The 13,448-nt window shown below is 70.8% G+C and carries 14 protein-coding genes and 1 tRNA gene; 8 read left to right on the top strand and 7 right to left on the bottom strand.

Annotation, left to right across the window (positions count from 1 at the left end):
* Positions 1–18: 18 nt before the first annotated feature.
* From ABCR94_RS09850 to ABCR94_RS09830, 5 genes are all read right to left on the bottom strand, one after another.
* The gene (locus ABCR94_RS09850) at positions 19–402 is read right to left on the bottom strand and encodes an SH3 domain-containing protein (protein WP_347118824.1); all 384 of its coding nucleotides are present in this window, start codon (positions 400–402) and stop codon (positions 19–21) included.
* A gap of 134 nt (positions 403–536) precedes the next feature.
* Entirely contained in the window at positions 537–1,883 is a 1,347-nt protein-coding gene (locus ABCR94_RS09845) for an ATP-binding protein (protein ID WP_347118823.1), read from the bottom strand.
* A complete protein-coding gene (locus ABCR94_RS09840) occupies positions 1,880–2,671 on the bottom strand; it encodes a hypothetical protein (RefSeq protein ID WP_347118822.1) in 792 nt (263 codons plus the stop codon). The genes ABCR94_RS09845 and ABCR94_RS09840 overlap by 4 nt, the downstream gene beginning before the upstream one ends.
* 50 nt (positions 2,672–2,721) lie before the next feature.
* Entirely contained in the window at positions 2,722–2,955 is a 234-nt protein-coding gene (locus ABCR94_RS09835) for a class F sortase (protein WP_347118821.1), read from the bottom strand.
* A 75-nt stretch (positions 2,956–3,030) separates the two neighbouring features.
* The gene (locus ABCR94_RS09830; RefSeq protein WP_347118820.1) at positions 3,031–3,381 is read right to left on the bottom strand and encodes a zinc-ribbon domain-containing protein; all 351 of its coding nucleotides are present in this window, start codon (positions 3,379–3,381) and stop codon (positions 3,031–3,033) included.
* Positions 3,382–3,551: 170 nt separating this feature from the next.
* On the opposite strand from ABCR94_RS09830, the gene ABCR94_RS09825 reads away from it, so the two are divergent.
* Positions 3,552–4,361 carry a nuclease-related domain-containing protein gene (locus ABCR94_RS09825; RefSeq protein WP_347118819.1) on the top strand — a complete coding sequence of 270 codons (810 nt, stop codon included), beginning with the start codon at positions 3,552–3,554 and terminating at the stop codon, positions 4,359–4,361.
* 40 nt (positions 4,362–4,401) lie between these two features.
* Here ABCR94_RS09825 and ligD read toward each other — a convergent pair whose 3' ends face one another.
* A complete protein-coding gene (gene ligD, locus ABCR94_RS09820) occupies positions 4,402–5,295 on the bottom strand; it encodes a non-homologous end-joining DNA ligase (protein WP_347118818.1) in 894 nt (297 codons plus the stop codon).
* A 41-nt stretch (positions 5,296–5,336) separates the two neighbouring features.
* On the opposite strand from ligD, the gene ku reads away from it, so the two are divergent.
* Positions 5,337–6,386, top strand: a complete 1,050-nt coding sequence (gene ku, locus ABCR94_RS09815) for a non-homologous end joining protein Ku (RefSeq protein ID WP_347118817.1) — start codon at positions 5,337–5,339, stop codon at positions 6,384–6,386.
* An 88-nt stretch (positions 6,387–6,474) separates the two neighbouring features.
* Here ku and ABCR94_RS09810 read toward each other — a convergent pair.
* Positions 6,475–6,546 (bottom strand) — tRNA-Arg (locus tag ABCR94_RS09810).
* Positions 6,547–6,748: 202 nt separating this feature from the next.
* Here ABCR94_RS09810 and ABCR94_RS09805 point away from each other — a divergent pair.
* From ABCR94_RS09805 to thrB, 6 genes are all read left to right on the top strand, one after another.
* Complete coding sequence (locus tag ABCR94_RS09805; protein ID WP_347118816.1) at positions 6,749–7,237, top strand: response regulator; 489 nt, start codon at positions 6,749–6,751, stop codon at positions 7,235–7,237.
* Between the two features lie 77 nt (positions 7,238–7,314).
* Positions 7,315–8,280, top strand: a complete 966-nt coding sequence (gene nrtL, locus ABCR94_RS09800) for an ArgS-related anticodon-binding protein NrtL (protein WP_347118815.1) — start codon at positions 7,315–7,317, stop codon at positions 8,278–8,280.
* A gap of 13 nt (positions 8,281–8,293) precedes the next feature.
* Positions 8,294–9,685, top strand: coding sequence for a diaminopimelate decarboxylase (gene lysA, locus ABCR94_RS09795; protein ID WP_347118814.1), 1,392 nt, complete (start codon positions 8,294–8,296; stop codon positions 9,683–9,685).
* Positions 9,686–9,794: 109 nt separating this feature from the next.
* Positions 9,795–11,096, top strand: a complete 1,302-nt coding sequence (locus ABCR94_RS09790; RefSeq protein ID WP_347119133.1) for a homoserine dehydrogenase — start codon at positions 9,795–9,797, stop codon at positions 11,094–11,096.
* Positions 11,097–11,103: 7 nt separating this feature from the next.
* The gene (gene thrC, locus ABCR94_RS09785; protein ID WP_347118813.1) at positions 11,104–12,174 is read left to right on the top strand and encodes a threonine synthase; all 1,071 of its coding nucleotides are present in this window, start codon (positions 11,104–11,106) and stop codon (positions 12,172–12,174) included.
* Between the two features lie 251 nt (positions 12,175–12,425).
* Positions 12,426–13,343, top strand: coding sequence for a homoserine kinase (gene thrB / locus ABCR94_RS09780; protein WP_347118812.1), 918 nt, complete (start codon positions 12,426–12,428; stop codon positions 13,341–13,343).
* Positions 13,344–13,448: the final 105 nt, after the last annotated feature.

The following is a 13,448-nucleotide window of genomic DNA, read 5'->3' as shown; positions in this document are numbered from 1 at the left end:
GCGCCTGCTACGAGCGGTTCAGCACCAGCGCGGGGCCGGGCCGATGTTCGCGATGTACGCGGCCGAGGCCCAGGCCCACGTGCCGTTGGTGAGCAGGTACCAGCGGCTGTTGCCGTTCACGTACTGACCGCTGGTCTTGCAGAAGATGTGGACTATCGCGCCGTACGGCTTGCTGCCGATGATCCTGCTGCTGCGGGTGGGCCTGTCACGCAGGAGCAGCCCGGTCTTCGCGGTCACCCGCCCCTTGTACGTCATGTGCGACGCCGCGTTCTCGGTCTGCGGCCTGGCGGGGTCTTCCGCGACGGCGAGCGCGGGGCCCGCTGCGGTGAGGACGGCGACGGCGCCGGTGGCGGCGTACAGGCCGAGCCTGCGGAGCGTCGAAGGGCGGGTCTGCACTGGCATGCTGCCTCCTGGGGAGGGCGGGGGGCCTTCGCCGGGGCGAAGGGCGGCGGAGAATCACCGTCTGTGTGACCGGTCCTCGGCTCGCCAGATCTACATTAGTTTCACCACGAATCATGCGCAAAGTGAGCTGGGTGTCACTTTGGGTTGATATCGCGCGTTACGTCGGGCTCTGCGGCCTCCGGCAGGGTCAGCGTCGCGAGCGCCCCGCCGTCCGGGGCGTTGGTGAAGGTCAGCCCGGCGTGGATCGCGCCCGCCTGCCCCACGGCGATCGTCAGCCCCAGGCCGTGCCCCTTGCCCCCGGCGCGCGGCTCGGTCCTGAAGCGCTGCGGCCCGTGCTCCACCAGATACGCCGGATAGCCGTCGCCGTGGTCCCGCACCGTTACCACGGGGCCGTCGACGGTCACCACGACCGGCGCGCGGCCGTGCTTGTGGGCGTTGACGAGCAGATTGCCCAGCACCCGTTCCAGCCGCCGCCGGTCGGTTTCCACGTACGTGTCCCGCACGATCAGCAGCTCTGTCCGCGGCGCCGCGCGCTGCGGCTCTCCCGTGCCCGAGGCGGGCGCCTCCGCCGCCCCCGAGCCGCGCACCATGCGCACCACGCGCTCCGCCAACGGCCCCAGCCGGTGCAGGTCCGGCTGGATCTTCTCGCTGCCCGCGTCCAGCCGGGAGATCTCCAGCAGATCCTCGGTCAGCAGCCGCATCGCCCGCACCCGGTCCTGGACGAGGTGGGTGGGCCGGCCGGGTGGCAGCAGCTCGGCCGCCGCGTGCAGGCCGGTCAGCGGCGTGCGCAGCTCGTGCGCCACGTCGGCGGTGAAGCGCTGCTCGCTGAGCAGCTTGCCCTGGAGCGTGGAGGCCATGGTGTCCAGCGCCCCGGAGACCGTGGCCACCTCGTCCTGGGGGCGTGAAGGGCCCTTGGTGCGCGAATCGTTGACGCGGGCGTCGAGGTCGCCCGCGCTGATCCTGCGGGCCACCGTGGCGGTCTGGTGCAGGCGGCGCGTGACCCGGGTGACGCCGAAGACCCCGATGAGGAGGGTGACGGCGATGGCGAGGACGGAGGAGCCGACGATGGCCCGGTCCAGGCCCGTGATGGTCCTGACGCTCTGGCTGTAGTCGATCGTGGCCGCGACGGCCCGGTCGTCGGCGGGGCCCGCCGCCCACATCGTGGGCCGGCCCAGGTGATCGGTGACCACCGTGCCGTGCCGGCCGGTCAGGGCGAGGGCGCGCAGGGAGGCCGGGAGCCCCGCCGGGTCGATGCCGGAGCCCGGCGGCAGCGGATCGCCCGCCTCGTACGCCCGTGTCGCGTCCTCCAGCTTGGTCAGCGCCTTCTCGCGGGCCTGGCCGACCGTCTGGTGCGTCACCGACACGTGCACCAGCGCGCCGAGCAGCGCCGCGAGGGCGCAGCACATCACAGCGATGAAGGCCGCCGCCTTCCAGGTGAGCCCGGCGGTCCAGGCGGGCATCCGGATCCTGCGCGCGCTCATGAACCACTCGCCGACGATTCCAGGGGAGACGCCGACGACGGACTCGGGGACGGCCCACCGGTCTCGCCCGGCCTGTCCGGTGCCTTCGGTGCCTTCGGTCCGCTCGGTTTGTTGTGCTTGTCCTGGGCGACGCGCAGGAACTCGTCGTGGGTGGGGAACATCGCGCGCTGCCGGTCGTCCCAGGACCAGGCGGTCCGGTACTCGTATCCAGGGATGCCGGAGGTGGCCCGGATGAGCACGTCCCGGCCCGCCAGTTCCACACTGATCACCGAGTCGGTGCTGGACATGATCCGGGTCAGCCTGCCCTTTTCCGCCATGTACACGCGTACGACGAGCTGGTTCTCCGGCATCCTGATGCCGACGATCAGATCGTCCGCACCCTCGCCCGTCAGATCGCGGTAGTACGACGTGAGCACCGGGCATGACGTGGGCTTCTCGTCGCACCCGCCCAGCTGCCGCACGGTCTCGTCGTAGAGCCCGTCGGTACCGCTGTACTCGCCCGGATGCGCCCTGACCTCGGCCTGGACCACGGCGACCGGCTTCACCCGGTGCACGTCACTCCCCGGCACGTCGATGCCGGGGACGGATGCCCTGTTGCCCTCGTCGAGGCCGTACGGGTCCGAGGTGGCGGGCGGCAGCGTCGGCCAGAGGCGGGTGGGGCCGATGGCGGTGGGGGTGGCGCCCGCGCTCGTGAGCTCGCCCGCGTCGCCGCAGCCGGACAGCGCCAGCAGCGCGCCGGCCGCCGCCAGGGGCAGCAGGGCGCCGCGTGCGGTGCGGTGCGCGCTCAAGGCTCCCCTCTCCACTCTGTCCGTGCCGTGCCGTCCGCTGCCCCGCCGGGCTACTTCACGCGGTCGGCGAAGATGATGATGGTGTCCGCCCGATGGCCGTCCCTGATCGGGCCACCGCAGGTGGTGAGGCGGCGGAGCTCCGGGCGGTTTGTCGCTCTTTGGACCTTATGTGCAGGGAAGTCGCTTTTCTTCACGTCGACGCTCCGGCGGGCCAGGGCGGTGCCGCCGAGCGTGAGGGCGAGGGCGGAGGCGGCCACGATCCTGGCCGTGCGGGGCGCACTCATGACAGAGGCGATACGTATCGCTATTGCGCTGCTGCGTAACAGCGGGCCGTTACTGTCCGACGGGTGCCGTGGCGGTCAGCGCTGGTAAGGGTTCTGTCCGGGCTGCTGCTGCGCCTGCCCGTGGCCGTACCCCTGAGCCTGTCCCTGCCCCGATGCCTGCCCCGATGCCTGTCCCTGGCCGTCGTGGCCGCTGCCGCCCTGTATCTGGAGCTGCTCCGCCTGCTCCTTCGTCACCTGCTGCTCGGCGCCGCAGAACGTGCACTGCGTCGAGTACTTCGTCGAATACGGGAACACCGGGATGAAGAACAGCGTGAACTTGCTGACGCGCTTCCTGAGCGTGTGCGCCGACGGATTCCCGCAACGGCCGCACACCAGCGTGAGCATCGCCAGCTGATACAGATACCCCTTGGTGCCAAAGATGATCATGCTGTGGTCCCCTCCACGGTCCCTCTCGGTCTGCACGGCAACACGCCTGCGCAGGACCGACAGTCTCTCGTAGGAACGGCTCAGGCGGTCACCGCGTTCCCTGCGGTCCCGACCGGGATATTGCACCCGCGGTGCCGGGGCTGGTCCTATGGGCGGTGGGGTGATGGGGCATGACGGCACTGCGGGTGGTACCGGCGAGGCACCGAGGACAGCAGCGGCTGTACGTGAACCTGCCCGACGGCAGAAGCGTCGCCTGGTACGACCGGGAGACCGGCCGCGTCAGCCTGCTCGTCGCCGGCGGCGGGGAGGACGTGCTGGCCGCCCTCGCCCCGTTCGTCACCGGCCCCGTCACCATCGGCCCACCCCCCGTCCCCAGCGCCGCCGACCTGGCGGGCCTCGCCCTGCCTCCCGACGACGACCTGGCCCCCAACCGCCCAGGCGAGGCGCTGCACGCCGAGCTGGCGGCGGACGCCGGCCCTCCGCACCGCTTCCGGGGCGACCCGCGCCGCGCCGCACTCGCCGCCGAGCAGTCGCTGGGAGAGGTGCTGGACCGCCTTGATGGCGCCGGATGGCGCGTCCTGCACTCGGTTCCGCTTCCCGGCGCGACGTACCTGAGCCACCTGTTGATAGGCCCCGGCGGTGTACGGAACGTCCGCACGCTGCACGCCGGAAACGGCAGGCAGCGGGTCAGGATCGCCGACCCGCTCGTCCAGATCGGCCGGGCCGAACCCCTCCCGCAGCTGCGCTGGGCCCGCCGCGAGGCCGAGCGCGCCTCGCTCGCGCTGGCCACGGCTGTGCGGCCGGTGCTGGCCCTGGTCGGGGCGGGGCGGGTGGACCACGCGCCGTTGCTCCGCGACGTAAGGATTCTGCGCGAGCACGAGGTCCCGGAGCTGGCTGGCGCTGGCGGCGTACTCAAGCCTGCGGACATCGAGGCGCTGTACGCGTCGGCCAGGGACCGCCGCACCTGGCTGCGCGCCTGAAGCGCCACCCGCCGACCCCCGCACCCGAAGCGCCACGCCCCTACCCCCGCGGCAGTGGCCGGGCCCGGTTCCGGTTGATGAGCGGGCCGAGCAGGTCCCCGTACCGTGCGAGCCGGGCGCCGATGTCCCCGGCCCGGAAGACGAGCAGCTCCGGCTCCGCCCGTCCGGCCTCGACCTCCTCCCAGGTCACCGGCGTCGACACGGTCGGCTCGTCCCTGGCCCGCAGTGTGTAGGGCGCGGCGGTGGTCTTCGAGGCCGAGTTCTGGCTGAAGTCGACGAAGACCTTGCCGGGCCGCAGCGCCCGGGTCATCCGGTGCACAACCAGGTGCGGCAGCGCGCTCTCGGCCTCCACGGCGAGTGCCTTCGCGTACGCCGTGACCTCGTCGGACGGCGTCGGCTCCAGCGGCGCGAGCAGATGCAGCCCCTTGGATCCCGAGGTCTTCGGATACGCCCCGAGCCCGTCCGCCGCGAGCCGCTCGCGCAGCCACAGCGCCACCTCGCAGCACTCGGCGACGGTCGCGGGCGCCCCGGGGTCGAGGTCGATGACCAGCCGGTCGGCGCGGCCGGGATCGTCCGCCTGCCACTGCGGCGTATGGAATTCCACCACCAGGTTCGCTGCCCACATCAGCGTCGAGAGGTCCTGTACGAGCACCTGCCGCGCAGCCCGGTCGTCGGAGCGCGGCACCTCCACCGTCCGCACCCAGGAGGGCGTGCCCGGCGGCGGATTCTTGGTGAAGAAGAGCTGGCCGTCCGGCCCGTCCGGATAACGGAGGAAAGACAGGGGCCGATTGTGCAGGTGGGCCAGGAGGGCGCCCGCGGTGGTGGCGTAGTAGTGCAGCACCTCGCCCTTGGTGGTCCCGGTGGCCGGGTAAAGGACCTTGTCCAGATTGCTGAGCGCCAGGCGCCGCCCCTCCACCTCGGTGATTGGCGACATACGATGAGAATCCCACGAAATCGGATCGAAGGGTATGAATCGTGAGATCCATCTGGAACGGTGCCATATCCTTCGGCCTGGTCAGCATCCCCATCAAGCTGGTGAACGCCACCGAGAACCACTCGATCTCCTTCCGCCAGATCCACACCACCGACGGCGGCCGGGTCCGCTACCGCAAGGTCTGCGAGCTGGAGGGTGAGGAGATCCCGACGCACGAAATAGGCAAGGGGTACGAGGACGCCGACGGGTCGATCATCCCCATCACCGACGCCGACCTGGCCGCACTCCCGCTGCCCACCGCGAAGACGATCGAGATCGTCGCCTTCGTGCCCGCGGCTTCGATCGACCCCCTCCAGATGGACGCGGCGTACTACCTCTCCGCGAACGGCGTGCCCGCGGCCAAGCCGTACACGCTGCTGCGCGAGGCCCTCAAGCGCAGCGAGAAGGTGGCCGTCGCCAAATACGCGCTGCGCGGCCGGGAGCGGCTCGGCATGCTGCGGGTCGTTGACGACGTCATCGCCATGCACGGCCTGCTCTGGCCCGACGAGATCCGCGCCCCCGACTCCGTGGCGCCGGACACGAAGGTGACCGTCCGCGAGGCCGAACTCGATCTGGCCGACGCCCTGATGGACACCCTCGGCGAGGTCGACATGGACTCGCTGCACGACGACTACCGGGAGGCGGTCGAGGCCCTCATCGCCTCGAAGGTCTCCGGCGAGGAACTCGCTCCCCAGGCAACGCCTGCGGGCGGCGGAAAGGTCATCGACCTGATGGCCGCGCTGGAGAACAGCGTCCGGGCCGCGAAGGAAGCCCGCGGCGGTGAGACCTCCAGGAGCGGTGAGCACGCCGAAGTCACCTCGCTCCCGGCCCGCAAGGCCCACAGGGCCCGCAAATCCGCGGCGGCGCCCAAGCAGACCGGCGCGAAGAAGTCGACATCGACGGCAAAGAAGACCATGGCGAAGAAGGCCACCACGTCGACGTCCAAGGCCACGTCGAAGACGGCTTCGGCCACCAAGTCGACGCAGAAGGCCACCCAGAAGTCCACGGCGGCGAAGAAGACGGCAACACCTAGGAAGCGGACCTCCGCGTAACCCGGGACGAACGACGGCGAACGACAAAGGCCCGAACTCAGCGAACTGAGTCCGGGCCTTCATGCTTGGCACTTGCTGTGAAGCGAAGTGCCCCCGGCAGGATTCGAACCTGCGCTCCCGGCTCCGGAGGCCGATGCTCTATCCCCTGAGCTACGGGGGCAATGTCGCGTGTCGCGCTGCAACGTCTAGAACCCTACCAGCTCCCACCCGGTGTCCATGAACAGGTATTTCCACCTTCTGCCCGTGCCGGATCCACGCCGATCCCCACCTCCGCCGCGCCCGCGCAGCACCTCCGCCGCACCTCCGCCGCGCCCCATGACACGTCCTGCGCCCCTCGCTCCCCTTGCGTTCCCCCACACGGGGTGGAAGTGGGCAAAACCCGGACGCAGCCCCGGGCGGCGACCTACTCTCGAGTTGTGGCAGGTGCGTCCGGCCGGGTGCTCGTTGTGGACGACAACAAGGTCATCCGGCAGCTGATCAGGGTCAATCTCGAGCTGGAGGGCTTCGAGGTAGTGACCGCGGCCGATGGTGCCGAGTGCCTGGACATCGTTCACCGGGTCTGCCCCGACGTGATCACCCTCGATGTGGTGATGCCACGCCTGGACGGCCTGCGTACGGCCGCCCGCCTCCGGGACGACCCGCGGACGAGTCATCTGCCCGTCGCCATCATCAGTGCGTGTACGCAGTACGAAGTGGAGAGCGGGCTCGCCGCCGGGGTGGAGGCCTTCCTCTCCAAGCCCTTCGAACCGGCCGACCTCATCAGGCTCGTACGGCAGTTGACGCACCGGGAGGGCCCGCCGTCTGCCGACGGCAGGCATGAGGCCGGGCGGGCGGAGCGCACGGTCCGCTGAGCGGCAGCCGCCCCTTCGGTGACCGGATGGCGAAACCGGTTCGCGAAAGGCCCCCCCTCCTCCCATACGCTTGCCCCGTGACCCCCGCAGATCTCTCCCGCACCGTGGTGCGCGCCGTGCGCCGCGCCGTGGCGGAGGACGTATTGCGCGCGCCGGTGCCCGAGCGGGTCCTCGTCGAGCGCCCGCGTCCCGGTGGGCGCGGGGACTACGCCACCAACGTCGCCCTCAAGCTGGCCGGGCCCGCGGGCCTGCCCGCCCGGGAGGTCGCCGAGATCCTTCGCCCCATGCTCGCCGCTGACGCCGCGATCGCCGGGGTCGAGATCACCGGCCCGGGCTTTTTGAACTTCACGCTTGCCCCCGACCCGTACGACACGCTGGTACGTACGGTCCTCACACAGGGCCTCCAGTACGGGCACGGCACCGCTCTCGCCGGGCAGACCCTCCGCGTCGGCCCCGGCCCGCGCGCCGACGCCGTCGCCCGGCTGCTGCGCGCCCAGGGCGCGACCGTGCTACGGACGGACGGGGACGGGGGCGGGGACGGGACTGCGGGCGGGCCCGCCGACGACAGCGCCGCCCTCGTCGCGCGGCTCGGACACGACGCCGCCGTCTGGAGCCTGCTCCTGCCCACCGCCTCCACCGCCACCGACGACGACCTGCTCGCCCAGCGCGAGAGCAATCCGCTCTTCCGGGTGCGCTACGCCCACGCCAGGACCCGCGCGCTGACCCGCAACGCGGCCGGCCTCGGCTTCCGGGCGGCGTGCGAGGAGGCCGTGGACGCGCCCGACCTGCTCGGCGCACTCGCCGACCACCCGGCCGTCGTCGAGGCCGCCGCCCGCCGCCGCGAGCCCGGCCGGCTCGCCCGGCACCTCGACACCGTCGCCGACCGGTTCTTCCGCTTCCACGACACCCGCCCCGTACTTCCCGTCGGCGACGAGAAACCCTCGGCCGCCCACCGCTCCCGACTGGCTCTCGCCGAAGCCACCGGAACGGTGCTGGCAGGCGGCCTTTCACTGCTCGGCATCAGCGCCCCAGAACATCTGTGAGAGAGACAGAAGAATGAGCCGTTCCGCACACCCCGCCGGGCCGCGTCACGCCGACGTCTACCCCGAAGGTCACTACACCGCCCCCGCCGACGACCTGAACCTCCTCGACGAGAAGGTCTGGTCGCGCACCGTACGTCGCCACGACAACGGGGTCGTGGCCGTCGGCGGCATCGAAGTGACCCGCCTCGCCGAGGAGTTCGGCACCCCCGCCTACTTCCTCGACGAGTCCGACTTCCGCGCCCGCTGCCGCGCCTGGTCCGACGCCTTCGGCCCCGACGCCGACGTCTTCTACGCCGGGAAGGCGTTCCTCTCGCGCGCCGTCGTGCGCTGGCTGCGGGAGGAGGGGCTCAACCTCGACGTCTGCTCCGGCGGCGAGCTGATCACCGCCCTCGAAGCGGGCATGCCCGCCGACCGCATCGCCTTCCACGGCAACAACAAGTCGACGGAGGAGATCGAGCGCGCCGTCGACGCCGGTGTGGGGCGCATCGTCCTCGACTCCTACCAGGAGATCGTCCGCGTCGCGCACATCGCGCACAGCCGCGGCAAGCGCCAGCGCGTCCAGATCCGGGTGACGGTCGGCGTTGAGGCGCACACCCACGAGTTCATCGCGACCGCCCACGAGGACCAGAAGTTCGGGATCGCGCTCGCCGGGGGACAGGCCGCCGAGGCGGTCCGCAGGGCCCTGCGGCTCGACGGGCTCGAACTCATCGGCATCCACTCCCACATCGGCTCGCAGATCTTCGATATGGCGGGCTTTGAGGTCTCCGCGCGCCGCGTCGTCCAGCTCCTCGCCGAGGTGCGCGACGAGCACGGCATCGAGCTGCCCGAGATCGACCTCGGTGGCGGCCTCGGCATCGCGTACACCTCGGAGGACGACCCCAGCGAGCCGCACCAGATCGCCAAGTCGCTCCTGGAGATCGTCACGCGCGAGTGCGAGACGCACGGGCTCACCACGCCCCGCATCTCCGTCGAGCCCGGCCGCGCGATCGTCGGTCCGACCGCCTTCACGCTCTACGAGGTGGGGACGATCAAGCCGCTGGAAGGGCTCCGTACGTACGTCAGTGTCGACGGCGGCATGTCGGACAACATCCGCACCGCGCTGTACGACGCCGAGTACAGCGTCGCCCTCGTGTCGCGTACATCGACCGCCGAGCCGATGCTCTCCCGCGTCGTCGGCAAGCACTGCGAGAGCGGAGACATCGTCGTGCGTGACGCCTTCCTCCCCGCCGACCTGGCGCCCGGCGACCTGATCGCCGTCCCCGCCACCGGCGCGTACTGCCGCTCGATGGCCAGCAACTACAACCACTCGCTCCGCCCGCCCGTCGTCGCTGTTCAGGATGGCGAGGCGCGCGTGATCGTCCGGCGCGAGACGGAGGAAGATCTCCTGCGTCTCGATGTCGGCTGATGAAATAGATGTCTCGCAATCTGGACGGGGGACAAAAAGTCCCGTCCGGTGAGTGAGACTGGTTCGTACTCAAGTTTTAAGGTTGTGCTTGATGAAAGGCGTAGGTCGGATGATGCGTACGCGTCCACTGAAGGTGGCGCTGCTGGGCTGTGGCGTGGTCGGCTCAGAGGTGGCGCGCATCATGACGACGCACGCCGAGGACCTCGCCGCCCGGATCGGGGCTCCCGTCGAGCTCGCCGGGGTCGCGGTCCGCCGCCCCTCCAAGATCCGCGAGGGCATCGACCCGGCGCTGGTCACCACCGATGCGAAGGCCCTGGTCGAGCGGGGTGACATCGACGTCGTCATCGAGGTCATCGGCGGCATCGAGCCCGCCCGCACCCTCATCACCACCGCCTTCGAGCACGGCGCTTCCGTCGTCTCGGCGAACAAGGCACTGCTCGCCGAGGACGGCGCGGCCCTGCACGCCGCCGCCGAGAAGCACGGCCGGGACCTGTACTACGAGGCGGCGGTGGCGGGCGCCATCCCGCTCGTACGCCCGCTGCGCGAGTCCCTCGCCGGCGACAAGGTCAACCGGGTGCTCGGCATCGTCAACGGCACGACCAACTTCATCCTCGACAAGATGGACACCTCCGGAGCCGGCTATTCCGAGGCGCTCGACGAGGCCACCGCCCTCGGGTACGCCGAGGCCGACCCCACCGCCGACGTCGAGGGCTTCGACGCCGCCGCCAAGGCCGCGATCCTGGCCGGCATCGCCTTCCACACCCGCGTACGCATCGGCGACGTCCACCGTGAGGGCCTCACCGAGGTCACCGCCTCCGACATCGCTTCGGCCCGCCGGATGGGCTGCACCGTCAAGCTGCTCGCCATCTGCGAGCGCGCCGCCGACGGCAAGTCCGTGACGGCCCGGGTGCACCCCGCGATGATCCCACTGACGCACCCGCTGGCCTCCGTCCGTGAGGCGTACAACGCGGTGTTCATCGAGGCCGAGGCGGCCGGGCAGCTGATGTTCTACGGTCCGGGCGCGGGCGGCCCGCCCACCGCTTCCGCGGTCCTCGGCGACCTGGTCGCCGTCTGCCGCAACAAACTGGCCGGGACCACGGGCCCCGGCGAATCCGCGTACACACAGCTGCCTGTCGGCCCCATGGGCGAGGTCGTCACGCGGTACCACATCAGTCTTGACGTGGCCGACAAGCCTGGCGTACTCGCCCAGGTCGCGACGGTCTTCGCCGAGCACGGCGTGTCCATCGACACGGTGCGCCAGCAGAGCCGACAGGACGGAGGCGGCGAGGCATCCCTCGTCGTCGTTACCCACCGCGCGCAAGACGCGGCCCTTTCCGGGGTCGTCGAGGCGCTGCGCAAGCTCGACACCGTGCGCGGTGTCGCCAGCATCATGCGTGTTGAAGGGGAATAGGGGACCCATGACCACCAACGGCACCCACCAGTGGCGCGGCATCATCGAGGAGTACAGGCACCGTCTTCCGGTGACGGACACGACGCCGGTCGTCTCGCTCGGCGAGGGTGGCACACCACTCGTAGTGGCGCAGGTCCTCTCCGAGCGCACCGGCTGCGAGGTGTATCTCAAGGTCGAGGGCGCGAACCCGACCGGTTCCTTCAAGGACCGCGGCATGACCATGGCGATCACCCGCGCCAAGGAAGAGGGCGCGCAGGCCGTCATCTGCGCCTCCACCGGCAACACCTCGGCCTCGGCCGCCGCGTACGCCGTACGGGCCGGCATGGTCTGCGCGGTCCTCGTGCCGCAGGGCAAGATCGCGCTGGGCAAGATGGGGCAGGCGCTGGTGCACGGCGCCAAGATCCTCCAGGTCGACGGCAACTTCGACGACTGCCTCACGCTGGCCCGCCGCCTCTCGGACAACTACCCGGTGGCGCTGGTCAATTCGGTCAACCCGGTGCGCATCGAGGGCCAGAAGACCGCAGCCTTCGAGATCGTCGACGCGCTTGGCGACGCCCCCGACGTCCACGTACTCCCGGTGGGCAACGCCGGTAATATCACGGCGTACTGGAAGGGCTATCGCGAGTACGCGGGCGACAGGATCGCCACGCACACCCCCCGCATGTGGGGCTTCCAGGCCTCTGGATCGGCGCCCATCGTGCGCGGCGAAGTGGTCAAGGACCCGTCCACCATCGCCACCGCGATCCGCATCGGAAACCCGGCCTCCTGGGACTTCGCGATCGCCGCGCGTGACGAGTCGGGCGGCTTCATCGACGAGGTGACGGACCGCCAAATCCTTTCCGCCTACCGCCTGTTGGCCGCGAAGGAGGGCGTCTTCGTGGAGCCCGCGTCGGCCGCCAGTGTCGCCGGTCTGCTCAAGGCCGCCGAGGAGGGCAAGGTCGACCCCGGACAGAAAATCGTCTGCACGGTCACCGGAAACGGCCTCAAGGACCCGGACTGGGCGGTCGCGGGAGCCCCGCAGCCCGTCACGATCCCGGTCGACGCGGTCGCCGCAGCCGAGTTCCTCGGCCTGGTCTGACCCCGCCGGGGCGGACACACCGGATAGAACGGCACAGAGCGCATGGGAGGCCCGCGACACGCATCGTGCGCCTCCTGTGCGCCCTATGTCCGCACGGAACCTTCCTTCGATAGGCTGTACCGAACCCGCCCCGCCGCATGTGCCGCGGTGTTGTTGCCGTCGTGGCCCTCGGGTGTTCGTACGTCTTGAAAATCCCGCGTCTTTGAAGTCCTCGAAAAAGACCGCAGTCCCACAAGGAGAGTCGTCGAGCGATGGCCGGTCCCGCGTTCCGCGCCGCCGCCGTAAGGGTGCGCACCCCCGCCACCAGCGCCAATCTCGGCCCGGGCTTCGATGCCCTCGGCCTGTCGCTGGGGCTGTACGACGACGTGGTCGTGCGGGTAGCCGACGCCGGCCTGCACGTCGACATCGCGGGCGAGGGCGCGGGGACGCTGCCCCGCGACGAGAGCCATCTGCTCGTACGGTCGCTGCGCACCGCCTTCGACCTGCTCGGCGGGCAGCCGCGCGGCCTTGAGGTCGTCTGCGCCAACCGCATCCCGCACGGCCGGGGCCTCGGCTCCTCGTCCGCCGCCATCTGCGCCGGCATCGTCGCCGCGCGCGCGGTGACCATAGGCGGCGACGCGAGGCTCGACGACGCCGCCCTGCTCGAACTGGCAACCGAGATCGAGGGGCATCCCGACAATGTCGCGGCCTGCCTGCTCGGCGGATTCACCCTCGCGTGGACCGACGGGGGAGCGGCCCGCGCGATCCGGATGGAGCCCGCGGATTCCGTCGTTCCGGTGGTCTTCGTGCCCGAGAACGCGGTACTGACCGAGATCGCACGAGGCCTGCTGCCGCGGACCGTCCCCCATGTGGACGCAGCGGCCAACGCGGGCCGCGCGGCCCTGCTCGTAGAGGCTCTGACCAGGCGTCCCGAGCTGCTGCTCGCGGCGACCGAGGACCGTCTCCACCAGGACTACCGCGCTCCGGCGATGCCGGAGAGCCTGGCCCTGGTCAACCGACTGCGCGCGGACGGCGTCCCCGCAGTCATCTCCGGTGCGGGCCCCACGGTGCTCGCGCTGGTCGACGACAGTGCGGCCGACAAGGTCGCACGGCTGGCCGGCGAGGGGTGGGCGGCCAATCGGCTGACCCTCGACGCCAGGGGTGCGGTCGTTCTGCCGCTCGGATCGTAGGGCTGTACCGGGCTGCACCCAGCTGAAGAGCGTGATTGCCGGTGAGGGAGAGGGGGAATGTTTGTTGGATCCGGTAGTGTTAATCTCAAGTCTGCACCCGACGTC

It is taken from the genome of Streptomyces changchenzhani, assembly GCF_039766235.1.
Taxonomy (GTDB): domain Bacteria; phylum Actinomycetota; class Actinomycetes; order Streptomycetales; family Streptomycetaceae; genus Streptomyces.
This window is presented reverse-complemented; position numbering and strand designations above follow the sequence as displayed.